The following is a 20,066-nucleotide window of genomic DNA, read 5'->3' as shown; positions in this document are numbered from 1 at the left end:
GGGTGCACTGGGGCATGTCGGAAGACGACTTCAAAGCCAAGGACTCCACCTACTTCCCACAAGGACTCCGCATCACCACCCTCCTGATCAAGGACGGGAAGTTCGCCGCCGTATGGCGTCCCGGCGACGGCACACAATGGGTGCACTGGGGCATGTCGGAAGACGACTTCGCTGCCCGGGATCGGACCTACTTCGCCCAAGGGCTGCGCCTCGGCACTCTGACGACCGATAACGGGCGGCTCGCCGCAGTGTGGCGTCCGGGGGACGGCACCCAGTGGTGGAGTTCGCGGCGACACGTTGTCGACTTCAGGACCGAGGACGGCGCGTACTTCCAGCAGGGGCTCAGGATTGCGTGCCTCGACCTCGCCGAAGATCCGGTTGGCGCCTACCGGTACCCGTGGAAGGGCGGGGTCGCTCACAGAGTTGGACAAGGAAACAACAACCCCGCCGGCTCCCACAATGGCAGCCAATCTTGGGCTTTCGACTTCGACCTGCCCGCGGGCACCGAGATCCGCGCCGCCCGCGAAGGTACCGTCGAGTGGCTCCAGGAGAACCTGACGACGACCTACGACCCCAACCAGCCGACCACTCCGGCTAACACCCCGTTCCCGAACGGGAGCCTGCAGAACTGGGGCAACGCCGTACGGCTCCGCCACGCCGGCGGATTCACGAGCTGGTACTTCCATATCCAGGCCAACGGTGTGCTCGTGAACGTGGGCGACCAGGTGACGCAGGGGCAGGCAATCGCGCTCTCAGGCAACACGGGCCGATCGACCGCACCGCACCTGCACTTCCAGGTGCAGGCCGACTCGACGGACTGGGGCCAGTCCGTGGCGCACACCTTCGGCGCGAACTGCGAGCAGCCGGCGACCGGGGCGTCCGTGACATCGGACAACGTCACCTGACCGCCGCCGGGCGCGAGCTGGTCCTCGCCATGTTCCTGCCGGTGCCTCCGCGCCCCTTCGGGCCGGCGTCGGTCCTGGTGGTGATGGGTGGGCGCGGCAGGTTTCGAACCGGCGACCCTCGCTTGTAAGTTCTGGGCGCTCCGTCCAGCGGGGTCCGTGCACGTCTTTGACGTCCAGCGTTCCGCAGCTGTCCGGCCTCGCCCCCATCCGTTTGGCCCTGTTGCTGTCACCGTTGCTATCTCTGGCGCCTGGCCAGCGCCCCTCTTCAGCTCGCGTTATTCGCGGTTGGTTGCCGACGTTTCACGCTGTCTGGTGCCCTCCTGTGTGCCCCAGACAGAGACGCGGCTGGCAAGGGTGGCTCCGAGGAGTGCTCCACCGATGAGCATGAGGGCGTAGCCGTACGCACCGTTCTGGACAGTCGAGTGGGCCGTGTAGGGGCCGCCGCTGGGACGAGCCGTGAAATAAGAGAGGGAAACGAGTACTGCCCCGAGCACGCCGCTGAGCACGACGGTCGCTCGGCTAGCGGCGAAACGCTTAGCGGCGATCGCTGAGGCGGCTCCGATCACTGCCCACGGAACCGGAAGGAGTGAAAGCCAGCCGAGCAGCTTCAACTCGCCAGTCCTGAAGATGTCGCTGGGCATCCCGATCGGAGGCGCTTGAACGGCGGGTCCGAGTTTGGGAACCGGCAGCCTGGTCGCAACTGCGGCCAACACCCACACCGCGACGATGGTGACCGCCACGCCGGTGGCCAGAGCACGTCCATTCCGGGCATGGAAGACCCCAGCAGTGAGGCCACCCAACACGAGCCCGGCGGCCAGGGCGATGGTCACGGAGGTCTCCGGCCCACCAATCGCCAGGCTGACGTCACGGGCGTCGGCGGCCCTCCCGCGAAGGAACGGAACAGAGGTCAGACCCGCCGCAGCGACCAACGCGATGATGCCAAGTCGCCTCACCACGCCGGACAGCAAGCGGGAAGCCACCAGGCCGCCGAGTGCTGACGTCAGGGCTGCGAGGCCGGTGATGGTGGCCAACAGGTTAAGCCACTCCCCGTCCAGCCCGGCCCAGAAGCTTCGGTCGAACCGCAGGAGATCGCCCCACACCGCCGCCATCAACTGGGCCAACAGGGCCACGGCCACCGCCAGAGGGCCCAAGATCCAGACGAGCCATCGCAGGTTGCCGGTGCGTGACATGCGGCGAATGCTAAAGGCCCCGGAAGGGCACGTCCGTCCACGAGCCGACGTCGTGGCCGAACAGTGATCAGCCGCTGCATCCTGTGTGCCATCGACCCGCCCGTCTGGGGAGCGGACCGCCGCCCGGCCCGCCACGCCGAGCGGACCTTGACGCACGTACGGACGTTGGCGGGTCGGGCGGGACCTGCTCGGCTCGCCCGGGTCGATGGAAGGCGCGATGGCCTACCGCAACCACCACGGACCGTGACTCGCCAACGCAGATCTCGGGCCAACGTCGGCGATGAAGGTGTTGGGTGGGCGCGGCAGGTTTCGAACCTGCGACCCCTCGCTTGTAAGGCGAGTGCTCTCCCACTGAGCTACGCGCCCGGAACGCCCGTACGGCGGGCCGGAGGCTAGCAAGCTTACCCTGCCACCCGCCGGCCCGGTCGTACGGTGTGCCCGGCTGGTCAGGCCGCGACGGCCTCCGCCAGGGCCTTGCGCCAGCCCTGCTGGTCGCGGGCCTCGCCCGGCATGTTCATCTCGGCGAAGCGCACCACGCCCGCCTTGTCGATGACGAAGGTGCCCCGGTTGGCGATGCCGGCGACGTCGTTGAAGACGCCGTACGCCTGGGCCACCGCGCCGTGCGGCCAGAAGTCGGCCAGCAGCGGGAACTGGTAGCCCTCCCGGTCGGCCCAGATCTTGTGGGCGTAGACCGAGTCGACGCTGACGGTGAGCACCTGGACGTCGTCGTTGACGTACTCGTTGAGGTTGTCCCGCACCTCGCACAGCTCACCCTGGCAGATGCCGGTGAAGGCGAGCGGGTAGAAGACCAGCAGCACGGTGCGCTTGCCGCGGAAGTCCGAGAGCCGGACCTCCTGGTTGTTCTGGTCCTTGAGCACGAAGTCCGGCGCCTCGGCGCCAACCTCGATCGGCATGCGAGCTCCTCAGGATGGGGTCGGATGGGCACCAGCCTGCCACACCCGGCGGTGGGCTCCGCCGGGTGCCACAGAGGCGCCTACTTCTTGGCCTTGGCCCCGCGCCGCAGGACGAGGCGGGCGCCGCTCCAGTCCCGGCCGGCGTTGACGGTCGAGGTCTGCTGGAGGCCGGCGGTGGGCGCGGACTCGGCGATCTCGCTCGGCTCGACGTGCCCCTCGCGCCCGGCCTTGGGCGTGAGCAGCCACACGACACCGTTGTCGGCCAGCGGGCCGAGGGCGTCGACGAGGAGCTCGAAGAGATCACCGTCGCCGTCGCGATACCAGACCAGCACCGCGTCGACCACCTCGTCGGTGTCCTCGTCGACCAGCTCTCCACAGCGGTCGGTCAGGGCGTCCCGGAGATCCTGGTCGACGTCGTCGTCGTACCCCATCTCCATGACGACCATCCCCGGCTCGATCCCGAACCGGTCCGCCAGGCTGCGTACCCCGTCGGCGGCCTGACCAGCGGTCGCGCTCACTGTCGCGTGCCTCCTCATCTCATCCCTGCTGGCGGCGTCGTGCGACGCCGTCAGGCAAGTCCACACAGTTGTGGCTCCCCGCGCAAGTGGCGCACCGGGTGGAACGGAATTTACCGTGCCAGCAGCGTACGGGCACCCTGGGTAATTGCTTCCTCGGAGACCAGAACCTGACGCGCCGCCGGACCTAATGGTACAAACGAGTCAACTCCGGCTACCCGCCGCGCCGCCCCGACATATCCGGCGTCGACCAGGGCCGCGATCACCCCCTCGCCCACCCCGCCGGACCGGCGCGTCTCGTCCACCACCAGCACGCGGCCGGTCGCGGCGGCCTCCCGGATGATGTCCGCCACCGGCAGCGGGGCGAGCCAGCGCAGATCCACCACCCGGGCGCCGATCCCCTCGTCGGCGAGGGTCGCCGCCGCGCGTAGCGACATCCGCACCCCGTTACCGAATGTGATGATCGTGACGTCCTCGGCGGAGCCGACCCCGTAGACCCGGGCCCGCCCGATCGGCACGTGCCCGCCGGTCCACGCGCCCGGCTCGGCATAGGGGGCCAGCCACTCGCCGTCGCCGTCCGCGTAGAGGTCGCGGGTGTGGTAGAGCGCGATCGGCTCCAGGAAGACGCAGACGCTGCCGTCCACCGCCGCGCTGGCCAGGCAGGTGCGCAACATGGGCGCGGCGTCGTCCGGCCGCGCCGGCACCGCGATCACCAGGCCCGGCACGTCCCGGAGTACGGCCACCGAGTTGTCGTTGTGGAAGTGCCCGCCGAAGCCCTCCTGGTACGCCAGCCCGGCCACCCGCACCACCATCGGGTTGCGGAACGCCCCCTGCGAGAAGAACTGCATGGTCGCCGCCTCGCCGCGCACCTGGTCCTCGGCGTTGTGCAGGTACGCCAGGTACTGGATCTCCGGCACGGGCAGCATCCCGGCCAGCCCGGCGCCGAGCCCCAGCCCGAGGATCGAGGTCTCGTCGAGCAGGGTGTCGAAGACCCGGGCCGCGCCGAACCGGTCCCGCAGCCCCTTGGTCACCCCGTACACGCCGCCCTTGGCCCCGACGTCCTCGCCGAACACGGCCATCTGCGGGTGGTCGAGCATCCCGTCGGCGAGCGCGGCGTTGATGCTCTGCGCCAGGGTCAGCGGGCCGGTCAGCTCGGGCGGCTTGCCGCCGAACGCCTCCGCCCGCGCCCCGGCGCCGGGGCCGCTGGCCCGGGCCGCCGCGTCCGCCACCGCGCGGGCGACCCGCACCGGCCGGCGGGGGGCCAGCGGCGCCACCACCTCGGCCGGCGCGGCGAGCTTCGGCTCGTCCAGCACCTCCTCGGCGATCCGGCGCACCTGCCAGCCGATCTCGTCGTAGCGGGCCAGCAGCTCGTCGCCGGACGCGAAGCCCGCCTCGACCAGCAGCCGCGCGGTGCCGACCAGCGGATCCCGGTCGAGGTCGGCGGCGATCTCGTCGGCGCCGCGGTACGCGGTCTCGGCGTCCGCGCCGGCGTGCCCCATCAGCCGCACCGTCGACAGGTGCAGCACGGCCGGGCGCCGGTGCCGGCGGACCCAGGCCGCCGCCTCGGCCGCCACCTCGTACGCCCGCACGAGGTCGCCGCCGTCGGCCGCGAAGTAGCGGATGCCCGGCCTGGACCGCAGCGCGGTCTCCACCCACCCCTTCGGGGAGCGGACGCTGATGCCGAGGCCGTTGTCCTCACAGACGAAGAGCACCGGGATGCGCAGGCCGGTGTGGTCGTACCAGCCGGCGGTGTTGAACGCGGCGGTGGCGCTGGCGTGGTTGACCGAGGCGTCGCCGAACGAGCAGACCACGATGGCATCGGGCGGCCAGGGCGCGTGCGCCGCTCCCCCGCCGCTGCCGACCCGCACCCCCTCCCCGGCGCGCCGGCCGGCCGTGTCCAGCCGGCGCAGGCGTTCCACGGCCAGCCCCATCCCGACGGCGCGGGGCAGGTGCGAGGCGATGGTGGAGGTGGTCGGGACGACGGCCAGGTCGGCCCGGCCGAAGACCTTGTGCCGCCCGCCAGCGATCGGCTCCCGGCTGGAGGCGACCATCCCCCGCAGCACGTCGCGGGCCGCCTCGGCGTACCCAGGGGGGAGCGGCCGGTCCGCGGCGGCCCCGGCGGTCGGCGGCGTGCCGGCCGGCTCCTCCGGGCCGGGCTCGTCCGCGCGGCTGGCGTCGTCGTCGGGGGGTGCCGGGTCGGCGTCGGTGGGCCGGTCGGGCCGGTCGGCCGGGTCGGGTCGGGCGGCGTCGGCGGCCTGACCGGCGCGGACGCAGTAGAAGGCGCCCGAGCGGTAGTGCAGCAGCGCCGGATCGGTGGCGCGCAGGGCGGCGGCGACCGCGGCGTTCCCCTCGTGGCCGGCGGAGCCGATCGTGTAGAACCCCTCGCCGAAGCTGCGCAGCCAGCGCCCCGCCAGGTCGAGCTGGCGGCTGGTCACCTGGGCGTCGAAGAGGTCCAGCACCCGGGCGCCGGTGAGCGTCGCGTCGTCGGTGACCGGCCGCGCCGGGTCACGCGGCTGGTGCGGGGCGGCCAGCGCGGCCAGCGCCTCCCGAAACCGGTCGTCGAGATCTTGCGGGGTGGTCACGTCCGACAGCATTACCGACGAGCGCCCGACTCGCCCACCCGGACACGAACGACGCGGGGCGGTTCAGGCGTCGCCGCACGACTCGGGGCAGCCGCCGTCGGAGACCTTCCACACCAGCTCGCGCAGGCTCGCCAGCTCGTCGACGGTGAGCCCGGCGAGCAGTCGGGAGTCCGACATGACCTGCCGCACCCGGGCCCGCACCCGCCGGCCCTCGTCGGTCACCACCAGCGTCTTCTGCCGCCGGTCCGCCGGGTCGATCCGCCGCTCGACCAGCCCGGCCTGCTCCAGCTTGTCGACCAGGGCGGTCACGTTGGAGCGGTCGCAGCCGAGGACCGTGGCGAGGTCCCGGGCCGGCAGCGGCCGGTCGGGGTCGAGCTCGTGCAGCGCCCGGGCGGCGGCGGGGGTGAGCCCCAGCGCGCCGACCCCGACGTCCTGGTGGTGCCGCATCGCGGAGGCGACGTGCATGATCCGGCGCACCACGTCGCCGGCCAGCTCGGGCCGGTCGCCCGGAGCGGGACGGGCGGGGAGGTCGGTGTGCTGCGCCATGCCTCACATCCTACTTGCGGTTCAATAGTTGAGCAGCTCTACTATCGAGCAGCTCACGCAAATTGCGATGGGCACCCGACGGAGGAGTTCCCGCATGTCCGACCTCTCGGTCCTCGCCATCTCCGGCAGCCTGCGCGAGGCGTCGTTCAACACGGCGCTGATCCGGGCCGCGCAGCGCCTCGCCCCCGCGGGCATGACCATCCAGCGGTACGAGCACCTCGGCGCCATCCCGCCCTTCAGCGAGGACGTCGAACCCGAGCCGCCCGCGCCCGTGGCGGACCTGCGGGAGCGGATCGCGGCGGCGGACGCGCTGCTCATCGCCACCCCGGAGTACAACTACGGCGTGCCGGGCGTGCTCAAGAACGCGCTCGACTGGGCGTCCCGGCCGAGCTTCCCGATCACCTCGTGGGTGTCGCCCCTGGCGCACAAACCGGTGGCCATCATGGGCGCGGCGCCGACCGGCATGGGCACCGTACGGGCCCAGCTCCAGCTCCGGCAGCTCTTCCTCTGGACCGACTCGGCCGTGCTGAGCAAGCCGGAGATCATCGTGACGAACGCGCACGAGAAGCTGGCCCTCGACGGCACCGTCAAGGACGAGACCACCGAGGCGCTGCTCCGCGGCCTGCTCGACGCGCTGGTCACCCGCGTCCGCGTCACCCAGCTCGCCACCGCCGCCTGACCGGCGACGCGGAAGGCCCACCCGGCACCGCCCCTGCCCCGGTGCGGGGCGGGGCGGTCAGCCGGGGAGGAAGGAGAACCGGACGGTCCGGGTGGGGTTGTCGCCGTTGGGGTCGACCAGGCAGAGCGACTGCCAGGTGCCCAGCGCCAACCGCCCGTCCAACACGGGCAGCGTCGCGTACGGGGGGACGAACGCCGGCAGCACGTGGTCGCGCCCGTGGCCGGGCGAGCCGTGCCGGTGCCGCCAGCGGTCGTCCGTGGGCAGCAGGTCGTCGAGCGCGGTGAGCAGGTCGTCGTCGGAGCCCGAGCCGGTCTCGATGAGCGCCAGCCCGGCCGTGGCGTGCGGCACGAAGACGTGCAGCAGGCCGTCGCCCTGGCCGGCGACGAACCGCTCGGCCTCCGCCGTGATGTCCCGGACGGCCGGCCGGGACCCGGTCTGGACCGTGATCACCTCACTGCGCATACGTCGCATTCTGCCGTAGTGCCGGGTCAGAAGCTGCCGCCACCGGAGTCGCCACCACCGGAGTCGCCGCCACCGGAGTCGCCGCCACCGGACCAGCCGCCACCGGAGTCGCCCCCACTCCACCAACCACCGCCGGACCCGCCGTCCCGGCCGTAGTCACGGTCGCCGTACTCCGCGCCGACGTCCCCGCTCGGGCCGACGTACAGCGACCCCGCTGCCGCGCCCTGAGGGCGGTGCCGGCCACGCGGCCGCCGCGCGTCCCGGAGCAGCCCGACCCCGAGCAGCGCCAGGGTCGCGCCCAGCGCCGCGATCATGAACGCGCCCGGTGACACGAGCCAGCCGGCCACCCCGCCGACCGCCGTGCCGACCACCCCGACGGCGGTCATCGTCCCGCCGATCACCACCGGTCGCCATCTCATGCCGGCAGGGTAGGGAGGCCGGACAAGTCCGCCCGGTGGGCGACCGGCGGTCCGGACCGCCGGGGCGACCGGGCGGGACCGCCGGTCGCAGAAAGTTACCGACGGGTACCTGTGTTCAGCGTCGCGTCTCGGGGCGGTGGGCGTGACGGCGGGTGCCACCAGGGGGCAGGATGACGCTAGAGACCTATCCCACACAGAACCGAGGGAACGCCTGTGGCTACGGAACGCAAGCGCCCGGTGATCACCGCTGGTCTGCCGAGCCAGCTTCCGGACATCGACCCTGGAGAGACCAGCGAATGGGTCGAGTCGCTCGATGGTGTCATCGACGAGCGCGGAACCAAGCGCGCCCGCTATGTCATGCTGCGCCTGCTGGAGCGGGCCCGCGAGCGCCAGGTCGGGGTGCCGTCGCTGACCACCACCGACTACATCAACACCATCCCGCCGGAGCGCGAGCCGTGGTTCCCGGGTGACGAGCACGTGGAGCGGCGGATCCGGGCGTACGTCCGGTGGAACGCGGCCATGCTCGTGCACCGGGCGCAGCGCCCCGAGATCGGCGTCGGCGGGCACATCTCCACCTTCGCCAGCTCCGCCTCCCTCTACGAGGTGGGCTTCAACCACTTCTTCCGGGGCAAGAACCACCCGGGCGGCGGCGACCACATCTTCTACCAGGGCCACGCCTCCCCCGGCATGTACGCGCGGGCGTTCCTCGAGGGGCGGCTGACCGAGCACCAGCTCGACGGCTTCCGCCAGGAGTTGTCCCACCCGGGTGGCGGCCTGCCGTCGTACCCGCACCCGCGGCTGATGCCGGACTTCTGGGAGTTCCCCACGGTCTCCATGGGCCTGGGCGGCCTGAACGCGATCTACCAGGCGCGGTTCAACCGCTACCTGCACCACCGGGGCATCAAGGACACCTCGGACCAGCACGTATGGGCGTACCTGGGCGACGGCGAGATGGACGAGCCGGAGACGCTCGGCGCGATCGGCGTGGCCGCCCGCGAGGAGCTGGACAACCTCACCTTCGTGATCAACTGCAACCTCCAGCGGCTCGACGGTCCGGTGCGGGGCAACGGCAAGGTCATGCAGGAGCTGGAGGCGTTCTTCCGGGGCGCCGGCTGGAACGTCATCAAGGTGGTCTGGGGCCGCGAGTGGGACCCGCTGCTGGCGGCGGACACCGACGGCGCGCTGGTCAACCTGATGAACACCACGCCCGACGGCGACTACCAGACCTACAAGGCGGAGTCCGGGGCGTACGTCCGGGAGCACTTCTTCGGCCGCGACCAGCGGACCCGCAAGATGGTCGAGGACCTCAGCGACGACGAGATCTGGAACCTCAAGCGGGGCGGGCACGACTACCGCAAGCTCTACGCGGCCTACAAGGCGGCGATGGAGCACACCGGCCAGCCGACCGTGATCCTGGCCAAGACGATCAAGGGCTGGACGCTGGGCTCGCACTTCGAGGGCCGCAACGCCACGCACCAGATGAAGAAGCTGACGCTGGAGGACCTGAAGACCTTCCGCGACCGGCTCTACCTGGACATCCCGGACAAGGCGCTGGAGGACAACCCCTACCTGCCGCCGTACTACCACCCGGGCGAGAAGTCCGACGAGATCGCCTACCTCAAGGAGCGGCGCCAGCAGCTCGGCGGCTACCTGCCGTCGCGGCGGCCGGGCAGCAAGCGGCTGGCCATCCCGGGCCCGGAGCGCTTCGCCGACGTCAAGCGCGGCTCGGGCAAGCAGAAGGTGGCCACCACCATGGCCTTCGTCCGCCTGCTCAAGGACGTGATGAAGGACAAGGAGTTCGGCAAGCGCTGGGTGCCGATCATCCCGGACGAGGCCCGCACCTTCGGCATGGACTCGCTCTTCCCCACGCAGAAGATCTACTCGCCGCACGGCCAGCGCTACACCTCCGTCGACCGGGAGCTGTTCCTGTCGTACAAGGAGGCCACCGGCGGGCAGATCCTGCACGAGGGCATCAACGAGGCCGGCTCGGTCGCCTCGTTCACCGCGGCGGGTTCGTCGTACGCGACGCACGACGAGCCGATGATCCCGATGTACATCTTCTATTCGATGTTCGGGTTCCAGCGCACCGCCGACGGGCTGTGGGCCGCCGCCGACCAGATGGCCCGGGGCTTCCTGCTCGGCGCCACCGCCGGCCGCACCACGCTCAACGGTGAGGGGCTCCAGCACGAGGACGGCCACTCGCTCCTGATCGCCGCCACCAACCCGGCGGTGGTCGCGTACGATCCGGCGTTCGCGTTCGAGATCGCGCACATCCTGGAGAACGGCCTGCACCGGATGTACGGCGACGCCCAGGAGAACGTCTTCTACTACCTGACGGTCTACAACGAGCCGATCCTGCAGCCGGCGGAGCCGGCGGGCGTGGACGTCGAGGGGATCCTCAAGGGCATCTACCGCTACGCGCCGGCCCCGCAGGTGGACGGCCCGAAGGCGAACATCCTGGCCTCCGGCACGGGCATGCAGTGGGCGCTCAAGGCGCAGCAGCTGCTCGCCCAGGACTGGGGCGTGGCCGCCGACGTCTGGTCGGTGACCTCCTGGACGGAGCTGCGCCGCGACGCGGTGGAGTGCGAGGAGCACAACCTGCTCAACCCGGGCGCGGAGCAGCGGGTGCCGTACGTGGCGCGGAAGCTGGCCGACGCCGACGGGCCGAAGGTCGCGGTCAGCGACTGGATGCGCGCGGTGCCGGACCTGATCGCCCGCTGGGTGCCCGGGGACTACACCTCGCTCGGCACGGACGGGTTCGGCATGTCCGACACCCGGCACGCCCTGCGCCGGCACTTCCACGTCGACGCCGAGTCCGTGGCGGTGGCGACGCTGCGGCAGCTCGCCCTGCGCGGCGCGGTGCCGGCGAACGTCCCCGCCGAGGCGGCCAAGAAGTACGCCATCGAGGACGTCAACGCCGCCCCGGTCGGCGAGACCGGCGGCGACAGCTAGGTCGTCCGCGACGAAGGGCCCGGCGCATCCGCGCCGGGCCCTTCGTCGTGCCTGGGGGACGAACGGTGGTGGCCCGGAGTCCCTGGCGGGGACACCGGGCCACCATCGTCGCGCGGGCGACGCCAGGACCGGCCCGGTCAGCCGACGGCGGCCAGGTCGGTCAGCCGGGCGAGCGAGTCCTCCAGGTCGGCGCCGACCCTGCGCAGGCCGAGGCGGAGCAGGGCCGCCTTGACCGGACCGGCGGGCCACCGGACGACGATGAGCCGCACGATCGTCCCGCCCTCCTCCTCGTCGTCGGCGGTGAGCTGGACGTAGATCTCGGTGCGCGCCTCCGCCCGGGCACCGGCGCCCTTGGCGCGTTCGCGCCAGCCGATCAGGGTCGGCTCCTGGTAGGCGATCACCTCGGCCTCATGCGCCGCGCCACGGCCGGCCTGGACCAGTTGTCGCCGCCCGAAGCCCTCTCCCGAGAGCACCTCGGCCGCACGGACCCCCGCCAGCCAGGCCGGCAACTGCTCGGCCCGCTGCACGACGTTCCAGACCGCTTCCACTGGCGCCATCACGTGCGCACTGCGTTCCACGAGGATCATTTCCGTCTTTCCTCCAGTGAGGACATCCCACGATATCGGCACTCTATGCGCAAATTTGGACGTACCTGGACGGGTTCGGAAAAAGACACGCCGAAATCCATTGCGCCACGGCGTCGTACGGCCTATGGCGCATCGCCCGGCCGACCCCTAGAGTCGCGAATACGATTCACGTACGACGGGAGGGCGCATGTCGACCGCAGCGATGCCCGAGTTCCCCGCCGGATTCCGCTGGGGAGTGTCCACCTCCGCCTACCAGATCGAGGGCGGCGTCGGCGAGGACGGGCGCGGCCCGTCCATCTGGGACACCTTCGCCCACGACCCCGGCCGCATCGCCGACGGCAGCACCGGCGACGTGGCCTGCGACCACTACCACCGGCACGCGGAGGACGTCGCGCTGCTGGCCGGGCTGGGCGTCTCGGCGTACCGCTTCTCCGTCGCCTGGCCCCGGGTGCGGCCCACCGGCGACGGTCCGGTCAACGCCGCCGGGCTGGACTTCTACGACCGCCTGGTCGACGACCTGCTGGCCCACGACATCGACCCGGTCGCCACCCTCTTCCACTGGGACCTGCCCCAGCCCCTGGAGGACGCCGGCGGCTGGCTCGCCCGGGACACCGCCCACCGGTTCGCCGAGTACGCCGACGCCACCGCCGCCCGCCTCGGCGACCGGGTGAAGCTCTGGATCACCCTCAACGAGCCGTTCATCCACATGAGCCTCGGCCACGGCACGGGCGAGCACGCCCCCGGGCGGACGCTGCTCTTCGACGCGTTCCCGGTCGCCCACCACCAGCTCCTCGGCCACGGCCTCGCCGTCGCGGCGCTGCGGGCACGCACCACGAGCCCGGTCGCCATCGCCAACAACTACTCGCCCGTGCGGCCGGCCGGCGACAGCGACGCCGACCGGGCGGCGGGCGCGGCGTACGAGGCGCTGCACAACCGCCTCTTCACCGACCCGCTCCTCGGCCGGGGCTACCCGGTCGGGCTCGGCTTCGACGAGACCGTGGTGCGCGACGGTGACCTGGCCGTCGTCGCCGCCCCGATCGACGTGCTCGGGGTCAACTACTACAACCCGACCGGCGTACGCGCCCCGGACGAGGGCTCGCCGCTGCCGTTCGAGCTGGTGCCGCTGGACGGGTACCCGCGCACCGCGTTCGACTGGCCGGTCGCCCCCGACGGGCTGCGTGAGCTGCTCGGCTGGCTGCACCGCACGTACGGCGACGACCTGCCGCCGATCCAGGTCACCGAGAGCGGCTGCGCGTACGACGACGTGCCCGACGCCGACGGCCGGGTGCACGATCCGGAACGGATCGCGTACCTCGACGGGCACCTGCGCGCGGTGCGCGCCGCGATGGCCGACGGCGTGGACGTGACCGGCTACTTCGTCTGGTCCCTGCTGGACAACTGGGAGTGGGCGGAGGGTTTCACCAAGCGCTTCGGCCTGGTGCACGTCGACTTCGACACGCAGGCCCGTACGCCCAAGTCCTCGTATGCCTGGTTCCGCGACCTGATCAGCCGGCCGTGACCACCGTCGACCCGACGCCCGGGTCGCTGCCGGCGGCGCTCGCCGAACCGACCGTGCCGGTCCGGCGGAGCTGGGTCGCGCTGGTCTTCGCCGCGAACCTCGGGGTCTGGATGGCGTTCTTCACCCCGATCCAGGTGCTGCTGCCGCAGCAGGTGGAACGGATCGCGCCGGCGGACAAGGAGGCCATGCTCGCGGTGGTCACCGGGTTCGGCGCGCTCGCCGCGGTGCTCGCCAACCCCCTCGCCGGGGCGCTGTCGGACCGGACCTGCCCGCGGCTGGCCGGGCGGGAGTTCGGCCGCCGGCACGTCTGGACCGCCGGCGGCGCGGTGCTCGGCGCGGCGGCCCTGGTGCTGCTGGCCCAGCAACGCACCGTCGCCGGGGTCGCGCTCGGCTGGGTCGCCGCCCAGGTCTGCTTCAACGCGATGCTGGCCAGCCTGACCGCCGCCGTGCCGGACCGGGTGCCCGTCGCCCAGCGGGGCGGTGTCTCCGGCTGGGTGGGCATCCCCCAGGCGTTGGGGCTGGTGCTCGGGGTGGTGCTGGTCACCGCACTGGTCACCGGCACCGCCGCCGGCTACCTGGCGGTGGCCGCCGCGGTGCTGCTGCTGTCCCTGCCCTTCGCGCTGCTCACCGCCGACGACCCGCTGCCCCGGGCGCACCGCCCGGCGCTGCGACCGCGCGCCCTGCTCGCCGCGATGTGGGTGTCACCCCGTCGCCACCCCGACTTCGGCTGGGCCTGGATCACCCGGTTCCTGGTCCAGCTCGGCAACGCGCTCGGCACGCTCTACCTGCTCTACTTCCTCACCGACGAGGTGCGCCACGCCGACCCCGAGGGCGGCCTGCTGGTGCTGATCCTGCTCTACACGGCCGGCCTGGCGGCCACCGCCGTGGTGGCCGGCCGGCTGTCGGACCGCTCCGGCCGGCGCAAGGTCTTCGTGATCACCGCCGGCGGAATCATGGCCGTCGCCGCGCTGCTGCTCGCCGTCGCGCCGGTCTGGCCGGTGGCGGTGGCCGCCGCGCTGCTGCTGGGCGCCGGCTACGGGGTCTACCTGTCGGTCGACGCCGCGCTCATCACCCAGGTGCTACCGGCCGCGGCGGACCGGGCCAAGGACCTCGGGGTCATCAACATCGCCAACTCGGCCCCGCAGGTGCTCGGGCCGGCGATCTCCGCCCCGCTCGTGGTGCACCTCGGCGGCTATCCGGCGCTCTACGCGGTCACCGCCGCGGTCACCGTGCTGGGCAGCGTGCTGGTGCTGAAGATCCGCTCGGTGCCCTGAGGCGTACCCCTGGCCGAATCCGGTCGCGCGCCGCCGTAGGCTGGGGGGCGTGACGGTACGTGTACGCTTCGCCCCTTCCCCGACCGGTATGTTCCACGTCGGCGGCGCCCGCTCCGCGCTGCAGAACTGGATCTACGCCAAGCAGCAGGGCGGGGTGTTCGTGCTCCGCATCGAGGACACCGACGCGGCGCGCAACAAGCCGGAGTGGACCGAGGGCATCCTCTCGGCGCTGGACTGGATCGGCATCGAGCGCGGCAGCTACGAGGGCCCCTACTTCCAGTCCCAGTACGCCGGCGAGCACCGGGCCGCCGCCGCCCGGCTGTACGAGTCCGGCCGGGCCTACTACTGCGACTGCACCCGGGAGGCCGTGCAGGCCCGCACCGGCTCGCAGTACCAGGGCTACGACGGCTTCTGCCGCGACCGTGGCCTGCCGCCCGGCGAGGGCCGCGCGCTGCGCTTCCGCACGCCCGACGAGGGCGCGACCGTGGTGGTCGACCTGATCCGCGGCGAGCCGACGTTCGAGAACAAGCTGATCGAGGACTTCGTCATCGCCCGGGGCGACGGCTCGCCGGTCTTCCTGCTGGCCAACGTGGTCGACGACATGACCATGGGGATCACCCATGTGATCCGGGCCGAGGAGCACCTGCCCAACACGCCGAAGCAGCAGTTGCTCTGGGACGCCCTCGGCGTCAAGCCGCCGGTCTGGGCGCACGTGCCGGTGGTGGTCAACGAGAAGCGGCAGAAGCTCTCCAAGCGGCGGGACAAGGTGGCCCTGGAGGCGTACCGGGACGAGGGCTACCTCGCCGCGGCGATGCGCAACTACCTGATGCTGCTCGGCTGGGCGCCCTCCGGCGACCGGGAGATCGTCCCGTGGTCGGTGATCGAGGAGGAGTTCCGGCTGGCGGAGGTCAACCCCTCGCCGGCGTTCTTCGACGAGAAGAAGCTGCGCGCGTTCAACGGCGAGTACATCCGGGCGCTGCCGGTCGAGGAGTTCGTCGAGGCCTGCCGGCCGTGGCTGACCGGCACCGGCACGATCGCCCCGCCGCCGTGGCAGCCGGAGGAGTTCGACGCGGACGCCTTCGCGGCCGTGGCCCCGCTGGCGCAGACCCGGATCGCGGTGCTCAGCGAGATCGTGCCGAACGTCGACTTCCTCTTCCTCGCCGCGCCGCTGGTCGACGAGGCCGCCTGGGCCAAGGCGATGAAGGAGGGCTCGGCGGAGCTGCTGGACGCGGCCACGGCGGCCTTCGAGGGGCTGGAGTCCTGGGACGCGGAGACGCTGAAGTCGACGCTGGAGGCGGTCGGCGCCGAGCGCGGCCTCAAGCTCGGCAAGGCCCAGGCGCCGGTGCGCGTCGCGGTCACCGGCCGCACGGTCGGGCTGCCGCTGTTCGAGTCGCTGGAGGTGCTCGGCCGCGAGCGCACCCTGAGCCGGCTGCGGGCCGCCCGGGTCCGCCTCGTCTGACCTCGACAGACGTACCGTCAGCGCCCGGGCCGGTCCGACCGGCCCGGGCGCCGGACCGTCGGGCCGGTGACGGTCAGCGGCGGGCGGAGCGGCGGCGGAGCAACAGGCCCGCCGCGAGGGCGGCCAGCGCCACGGCGCCGCCGAGCGCCCACAGCCAGCCCCGCCCCGCCGCGTCCTCGCTGCGCCCGGCCGTCGGCACCGCAGCCGCCGTCGTGCCGCCGCCCGCCGGGACGGGCGCGGCCGAGGTCGGCGCCGCGGAGCCGGTCGGCGACGGTACGGCCGACACCGGCGCGGTCGGACCGGTCGACGGGGGCGGTTCGGCGGGGGTGCCGGTGGTGAGGGTGAACCGCACCTCGCCGGAGACCGGGTGCCCGTCGCTGGACGCCAACCGGTAGCCGACGACGTACAGCCCCGCCCTGCCCGGGCTGAACGGGATGCTGACCCGGGAGCCGGAGAAGGTCGGCGGGCCGCCCGACGCGACCACGTTGTCCGGCCCGGTGACTGTGATCTTCGTCGTGCCCGGGTCGGGCTTCGCCAGGAACCGGAGTTCGATCCGGGTCGGCGCCTCGGCCACCCGGGCGCCGTTGCGCGGATCGCTGCCGGTCAGCGAGTTGTGCGCGGCAGCCGGCGCGGCCGGCAGCGCCAGCGACACACCGAGCGCCACGCCGACCACCACTGGCCAGGTGCGTACCGCGCGTGGGACCCTGCCCCCCATGAACCCCTCCGTAAGGGTACGATCCGCCCGCTGATCAACGGCTGCCGCTCATTAGTCGGGCCCAGATCGCAGATAGTTCCAATTACTGTTCCACGAGCTGCAACCGATCGACGTTCTGCGGAGTCTTGAGAGTGGGCACCCGATGTGTGCGGGTTCGGTCACTCCGTCGGCCAGGCAACGCGTGACCTGCAGCAAGCCATCCATCGAGCGGGGCGAGGAGGCGGCGATGGTCCGGACGATGCGGCGACTGGTCGCTGTGGTGGCGGGCGGGCTCGCGGCGACGGTCCTGTCGCTCGGCCTCGCCGGGGCGGCGAAGGCGGCGCCGAAGCCGCCGCCCGCCGGCGTGGAGATCACCGGCGAGGGCCTGGCCGAGCCGCTGCGGCTGCACGCCGACGCCCACCCGGCACACGTCGTGGCGGTCGTCGACCAGGTCAACTTCCTCGGCCGCACCGGGCAGGCCCGTGGCCCGAAGGCGGCCGACCTCGGTCCGAAGTACACGGTCGTGGTGTTCGCCGGCGACGTTCCGAAGCAGACGTACGACCTCTACCCGAAGGCGGTCGGCGGGCCGCGGGTCTACCGGCCCGCCAAGCAGCCCGACTCCCGCAAGACCACCGCGGGGTGGTTCCTCGGCCGGCTCAGCATGTCGGAGACGCTCCGCACCGCCGGTGTGCCGCTGGAGCGGCAGTTCGACACGGTGAGCGGCGGCGTCGGCGGCGGCGAGCGGGTCATCCCGGAGAACGCGCTCAACCCGGCGAAGGACATCGACGAGGCCCTCGGCGAGCTGCAGCGACTGCTGCTGCTCAACGTGGCGGTGGTGCTGGTGATCACGTCCGGTCTCGCCGGGATCGCGCTGCTGGTCCGCCGCCGCACCCGCTGACGGCCGCACGTCGTTGGCCCGCGCCAGCGGGGACGTTCGTGCCACGCGCCCCCGTGGGGTCAGCACCAGCGGCGTGGCGGTCGCTCCCGGCGGACGACACGGTGCCGGGGGCGGACCGGGCCGTGCCGGTGCGCGCCGGCCCAACCGGGCAGGTCGCTGCGGCAGCCCTGCGCCGCCGCCGGCTCGACCTCGCCGGGCAGGGCCGCCTCGGCGGCACGCTGCCGGGGCACCGGGGCGTCCTCGTCGGCGCGCTCCGCCGCACGACCAGGGGGCTCCGGCGCATGGGCCGGGAACCCGCCGGGCAGCCGGCGGTGATGCTTGGCGGCCGCCTGCTGGTCGTGGTGGCCCGTCCGGCAGGGCTCACCCTGGGCGCAGCCGTGCTCGGCCTCCCCGTGCGCCATCCGGTCTCCTCACGCTCGCCACGCCCGCCGGGGTCGCCCGACGTGCCCTGTCACCGTACTGGCCGGCACCGACGGGCCGTGCAGCCGGACCCGGGTCAGCGCCGCGCCCGGCGCGGGAAGATCGTCTCCCAGACCGGGAAGGCGACCAGCCAGATGACGATGGCGAGGGAGAGCCTGCCGATCCAGTTCGTCAGCTCCCGGGTCCGCTCGGCGTCGTCGACCCAGACGATCGCCGCGCCGAGCAGCGCGCAGGCGATCGCCCACCCGAGCAGGCCCTTGCCCCACTCCCGCCACTCGTGCCGGGTCCGTGCCCACCCGTGCCGCGGCGGCTTGACCGGCGGCGGGCCGCCGGCGAAGCGGTACGCGAAGCGCTGGTCGGCCCAGCGGACCATCGAGTGCCCGAAAGCCACCGAGAAGCCGAGGTACGCGGCGGCCAGGCCGTGGGTGACGTCCGCGGTGGCGCCGCGCCGCAGGTCCAGCGCGCTCGCCGCGAGCAGCACCAGGTCCACCAGCGGTACGCAGACCAGCAGCGCGGCGCCCAGCCGCGGCCGGCGCAGCGGATACCGCGCGACCAGCCCGGCGGCGAGCACCACCCAGAACCCGATCTCGCAGGCGACGATGACTCCCAGCAGCATTTTTGCCCCTCCCCGTTCGTGCCCCACCACCCTGCCCCGCCCCGGACGCGCAACCCTCACCGCCGAAGACGAGATCTCCCTCCCTCCTTCGACGGACCCGCCCCACCGCCGACGGACGCGGGACCGGCGGGAGCGGGGCGGGCGTGGTGGCGTACATCTTTCGGTGGGGGTGGGGCGGGGCGGGGTCCTCCGGCGGTCGGAGCCCGGGCGGCGGGCGGTGTGGTGGGATCGGGGCCATGCGAGCGCCGACCTGGCTCGGGCCCGGCACCGCCGGCCGGGACCTGATGCTCGCCGCCGCGTCCCTGGCCGGCGGCGCGGTCATGTACGCCCTGGGCACGCAGCCGCAGCTGTCCTGGCAGCCGGGCCTGCCGGAGCCGCTGTTCCTGCTGCCGCTGGCGGCGGCCTGCGTGGCGGTGGGCCTGCGCCGGGTCGCCACCCGCGCCAGCCTGGCCCTCGGCACGGTGGCGGTGGTGGTCGACCTCGCGATGGGCGGCTCGCTGGCCACCGTCCTCGTCTACACCCAGGTCCTCTACGACGCGTGCGTGTTCGGTTCGGCGCTGACCTGGCGCTGGCTGCTGCGGGTCATGGTCGGGCTGAGCGTGCTCGGCACGGCGGCGGGGGTGCTGCTGACCGGTGACTGGCGGGGTGTGGCCTTCGGGATGCCGTTGGTGCTGGCCGGGGTGCTGCCGGTGGTCACCGGGATCAGCGTGCGGCAGTACCGGGACCAGGCGGTGGCCGAGCGGGCCCGGGCCGAGCAGACCGCGCGGTTGGTGGAGCTGGACCGGCGGCAGGCGGTCGGCGCGGAACGGGCCCGGATGGCCCGGGAGCTGCACGACGTGATCGCCAACCACCTGAGCGCCGTGGCGATCCACGCCACGGCCGCGCTCTCCGTGCCGGGGCTCGACCGGGCGCAGGTCCAGTCGGCGCTGCGGGTGATCCGGGAGAACAGCGTGCAGGGCCTGGCGGAGATGCGGCAGATGATCGGCCTGCTCCGGGAGCCGGCGGGGAGCGGGCCGGCCGTCGACGCGACGGACGAGACGACCCGGGCGCGGCTGAGCGAGGTCGACGGGCTGGTCGACCGGGCCCGCGCCGCCGGGCTGGCGGTGCGGGTGACCCGGCGCGGCGAGCCCCGCCCGCTGCCGGTCGGGGTGGACCTGGCCGCGTACCGGATCGTGCAGGAGTCGCTGACCAACGCGCTCAAGCACGGCGCCGGCGAGGCCGACGTGCTGGTCGCGTACGAGCCGGCGGGGGTGGTGGTGGGCGTGGACAACCCGGTGGGCGCCGGCGGTGGCGCGCCGAGCGGCGCGGGCGCCGGTCTGATCGGGATGCGGGAGCGGGCGGTGCTGCTCAACGGGCGGTTCGCCGCCGGCCCGGCGCAGGGCCGCTGGCGGGTACGGGTGGAGCTGCCGACGGGCGAGGCGGCGTGAGGGGACGG

Annotated in this window: 19 protein-coding genes and 1 tRNA gene; 8 read left to right on the top strand and 12 right to left on the bottom strand. The window is 73.0% G+C overall.

Annotated features, from left to right (window positions below; genetic code table 11):
• On the top strand, positions 1-905 hold a 905-nt coding region (locus ACZ6O2_RS04900; protein WP_466022034.1), incomplete at its 5' end, for a peptidoglycan DD-metalloendopeptidase family protein.
• A gap of 275 nt (positions 906-1,180) precedes the next feature.
• Here the strand turns inward: ACZ6O2_RS04900 and ACZ6O2_RS04895 are convergent.
• The 6 genes from ACZ6O2_RS04895 to ACZ6O2_RS04870 all read right to left on the bottom strand — a co-directional run bounded on the left by ACZ6O2_RS04895 (position 1,181) and on the right by ACZ6O2_RS04870 (position 6,652).
• Complete coding sequence (locus tag ACZ6O2_RS04895; protein ID WP_466022033.1) at positions 1,181-2,095, bottom strand: hypothetical protein; 915 nt, start codon at positions 2,093-2,095, stop codon at positions 1,181-1,183.
• 294 nt (positions 2,096-2,389) lie between these two features.
• Positions 2,390-2,461 (bottom strand) — tRNA-Val (locus ACZ6O2_RS04890).
• Positions 2,462-2,541: 80 nt separating this feature from the next.
• Entirely contained in the window at positions 2,542-3,009 is a 468-nt protein-coding gene (locus ACZ6O2_RS04885) for a peroxiredoxin (protein WP_091104391.1), read from the bottom strand.
• Between the two features lie 80 nt (positions 3,010-3,089).
• The gene (locus tag ACZ6O2_RS04880) at positions 3,090-3,527 is read right to left on the bottom strand and encodes a DUF3052 domain-containing protein (protein ID WP_350707762.1); all 438 of its coding nucleotides are present in this window, start codon (positions 3,525-3,527) and stop codon (positions 3,090-3,092) included.
• A gap of 110 nt (positions 3,528-3,637) precedes the next feature.
• On the bottom strand, positions 3,638-6,118 hold the full coding sequence (locus ACZ6O2_RS04875; RefSeq protein ID WP_466022032.1) for a transketolase C-terminal domain-containing protein: 2,481 nt from the start codon (positions 6,116-6,118) through the stop codon (positions 3,638-3,640).
• A gap of 51 nt (positions 6,119-6,169) precedes the next feature.
• On the bottom strand, positions 6,170-6,652 hold the full coding sequence (locus tag ACZ6O2_RS04870; protein WP_466022031.1) for a MarR family winged helix-turn-helix transcriptional regulator: 483 nt from the start codon (positions 6,650-6,652) through the stop codon (positions 6,170-6,172).
• 94 nt (positions 6,653-6,746) lie between these two features.
• On the opposite strand from ACZ6O2_RS04870, the gene ACZ6O2_RS04865 reads away from it, so the two are divergent.
• The gene (locus ACZ6O2_RS04865) at positions 6,747-7,331 is read left to right on the top strand and encodes an NADPH-dependent FMN reductase (RefSeq protein ID WP_466022030.1); all 585 of its coding nucleotides are present in this window, start codon (positions 6,747-6,749) and stop codon (positions 7,329-7,331) included.
• A gap of 57 nt (positions 7,332-7,388) precedes the next feature.
• Here the strand turns inward: ACZ6O2_RS04865 and ACZ6O2_RS04860 are convergent, their stop codons facing one another.
• Positions 7,389-7,793 carry a YjbQ family protein gene (locus tag ACZ6O2_RS04860; protein WP_466022029.1) on the bottom strand — a complete coding sequence of 135 codons (405 nt, stop codon included), beginning with the start codon at positions 7,791-7,793 and terminating at the stop codon, positions 7,389-7,391.
• Positions 7,794-7,819: 26 nt separating this feature from the next.
• A complete protein-coding gene (locus ACZ6O2_RS04855; RefSeq protein ID WP_466022028.1) occupies positions 7,820-8,212 on the bottom strand; it encodes a hypothetical protein in 393 nt (130 codons plus the stop codon).
• A gap of 213 nt (positions 8,213-8,425) precedes the next feature.
• Between ACZ6O2_RS04855 and aceE the strand changes: the two genes are divergently transcribed.
• Positions 8,426-11,164 carry a pyruvate dehydrogenase (acetyl-transferring), homodimeric type gene (gene aceE / locus ACZ6O2_RS04850; RefSeq protein WP_466022027.1) on the top strand — a complete coding sequence of 913 codons (2,739 nt, stop codon included), beginning with the start codon at positions 8,426-8,428 and terminating at the stop codon, positions 11,162-11,164.
• Positions 11,165-11,301: 137 nt separating this feature from the next.
• On the opposite strand, the gene ACZ6O2_RS04845 is transcribed toward aceE, so the two are convergent.
• Positions 11,302-11,751, bottom strand: a complete 450-nt coding sequence (locus ACZ6O2_RS04845; RefSeq protein ID WP_350707749.1) for an SRPBCC family protein — start codon at positions 11,749-11,751, stop codon at positions 11,302-11,304.
• Positions 11,752-11,938: 187 nt separating this feature from the next.
• Between ACZ6O2_RS04845 and ACZ6O2_RS04840 the strand changes: the two genes are divergently transcribed.
• Genes ACZ6O2_RS04840 through gltX form a run of 3 tightly spaced genes read left to right on the top strand, consistent with a single transcriptional unit; the run spans position 11,939 to position 16,003 of the window.
• On the top strand, positions 11,939-13,270 hold the full coding sequence (locus ACZ6O2_RS04840; protein ID WP_350707747.1) for a GH1 family beta-glucosidase: 1,332 nt from the start codon (positions 11,939-11,941) through the stop codon (positions 13,268-13,270).
• Positions 13,267-14,544: an MFS transporter gene (locus tag ACZ6O2_RS04835; protein ID WP_466022026.1), complete on the top strand. Its 1,278-nt coding sequence runs from the start codon at positions 13,267-13,269 to the stop codon at positions 14,542-14,544. The genes ACZ6O2_RS04840 and ACZ6O2_RS04835 overlap by 4 nt, the downstream gene beginning before the upstream one ends.
• A gap of 49 nt (positions 14,545-14,593) precedes the next feature.
• Entirely contained in the window at positions 14,594-16,003 is a 1,410-nt protein-coding gene (gene gltX / locus ACZ6O2_RS04830; RefSeq protein ID WP_350707745.1) for a glutamate--tRNA ligase, read from the top strand.
• A gap of 73 nt (positions 16,004-16,076) precedes the next feature.
• Here gltX and ACZ6O2_RS04825 read toward each other — a convergent pair whose 3' ends face one another.
• Entirely contained in the window at positions 16,077-16,718 is a 642-nt protein-coding gene (locus tag ACZ6O2_RS04825) for a copper resistance CopC family protein (RefSeq protein ID WP_466022025.1), read from the bottom strand.
• 226 nt (positions 16,719-16,944) lie between these two features.
• Here ACZ6O2_RS04825 and ACZ6O2_RS04820 point away from each other — a divergent pair, with 226 nt between their 5' ends.
• Entirely contained in the window at positions 16,945-17,595 is a 651-nt protein-coding gene (locus ACZ6O2_RS04820) for a hypothetical protein (RefSeq protein WP_466022024.1), read from the top strand.
• 59 nt (positions 17,596-17,654) lie between these two features.
• Here the strand turns inward: ACZ6O2_RS04820 and ACZ6O2_RS04815 are convergent, their stop codons facing one another.
• Together ACZ6O2_RS04815 and ACZ6O2_RS04810 are read right to left on the bottom strand one after the other, a co-directional pair.
• Complete coding sequence (locus ACZ6O2_RS04815; protein ID WP_350707739.1) at positions 17,655-17,996, bottom strand: hypothetical protein; 342 nt, start codon at positions 17,994-17,996, stop codon at positions 17,655-17,657.
• 95 nt (positions 17,997-18,091) lie between these two features.
• Positions 18,092-18,631: a hypothetical protein gene (locus ACZ6O2_RS04810; protein WP_350707738.1), complete on the bottom strand. Its 540-nt coding sequence runs from the start codon at positions 18,629-18,631 to the stop codon at positions 18,092-18,094.
• 236 nt (positions 18,632-18,867) lie between these two features.
• On the opposite strand from ACZ6O2_RS04810, the gene ACZ6O2_RS04805 reads away from it, so the two are divergent.
• Positions 18,868-20,058, top strand: coding sequence for a sensor histidine kinase (locus tag ACZ6O2_RS04805; protein WP_466022023.1), 1,191 nt, complete (start codon positions 18,868-18,870; stop codon positions 20,056-20,058).
• Positions 20,059-20,066 lie beyond the last annotated feature (8 nt).

This window comes from Micromonospora sp. NPDC048040 (assembly GCF_055587185.1).
This window is presented reverse-complemented; position numbering and strand designations above follow the sequence as displayed.

What these genes read in the sequence shown, in the direction of transcription:
- ACZ6O2_RS04820 (WP_466022024.1), top strand. Translation starts at nt 16,945, where the DNA reads ATGGTCCGGACGATGCGGCGACTGGTCGCTGTGGTGGCGGGCGGGCTC.
- ACZ6O2_RS04860 (WP_466022029.1), bottom strand. Translation starts at nt 7,793, where the DNA reads ATGCGCAGTGAGGTGATCACGGTCCAGACCGGGTCCCGGCCGGCCGTC.
- ACZ6O2_RS04815 (WP_350707739.1), bottom strand. Translation starts at nt 17,996, where the DNA reads ATGGCGCACGGGGAGGCCGAGCACGGCTGCGCCCAGGGTGAGCCCTGC.
- ACZ6O2_RS04805 (WP_466022023.1), top strand. Translation starts at nt 18,868, where the DNA reads ATGCGAGCGCCGACCTGGCTCGGGCCCGGCACCGCCGGCCGGGACCTG.
- ACZ6O2_RS04840 (WP_350707747.1), top strand. Translation starts at nt 11,939, where the DNA reads ATGTCGACCGCAGCGATGCCCGAGTTCCCCGCCGGATTCCGCTGGGGA.
- ACZ6O2_RS04870 (WP_466022031.1), bottom strand. Translation starts at nt 6,652, where the DNA reads ATGGCGCAGCACACCGACCTCCCCGCCCGTCCCGCTCCGGGCGACCGG.
- ACZ6O2_RS04855 (WP_466022028.1), bottom strand. Translation starts at nt 8,212, where the DNA reads ATGAGATGGCGACCGGTGGTGATCGGCGGGACGATGACCGCCGTCGGG.
- ACZ6O2_RS04875 (WP_466022032.1), bottom strand. Translation starts at nt 6,118, where the DNA reads ATGCTGTCGGACGTGACCACCCCGCAAGATCTCGACGACCGGTTTCGG.
- ACZ6O2_RS04845 (WP_350707749.1), bottom strand. Translation starts at nt 11,751, where the DNA reads ATGATCCTCGTGGAACGCAGTGCGCACGTGATGGCGCCAGTGGAAGCG.
- ACZ6O2_RS04810 (WP_350707738.1), bottom strand. Translation starts at nt 18,631, where the DNA reads ATGCTGCTGGGAGTCATCGTCGCCTGCGAGATCGGGTTCTGGGTGGTG.
- ACZ6O2_RS04885 (WP_091104391.1), bottom strand. Translation starts at nt 3,009, where the DNA reads ATGCCGATCGAGGTTGGCGCCGAGGCGCCGGACTTCGTGCTCAAGGAC.
- ACZ6O2_RS04895 (WP_466022033.1), bottom strand. Translation starts at nt 2,095, where the DNA reads ATGTCACGCACCGGCAACCTGCGATGGCTCGTCTGGATCTTGGGCCCT.
- ACZ6O2_RS04825 (WP_466022025.1), bottom strand. Translation starts at nt 16,718, where the DNA reads ATGGGGGGCAGGGTCCCACGCGCGGTACGCACCTGGCCAGTGGTGGTC.
- ACZ6O2_RS04865 (WP_466022030.1), top strand. Translation starts at nt 6,747, where the DNA reads ATGTCCGACCTCTCGGTCCTCGCCATCTCCGGCAGCCTGCGCGAGGCG.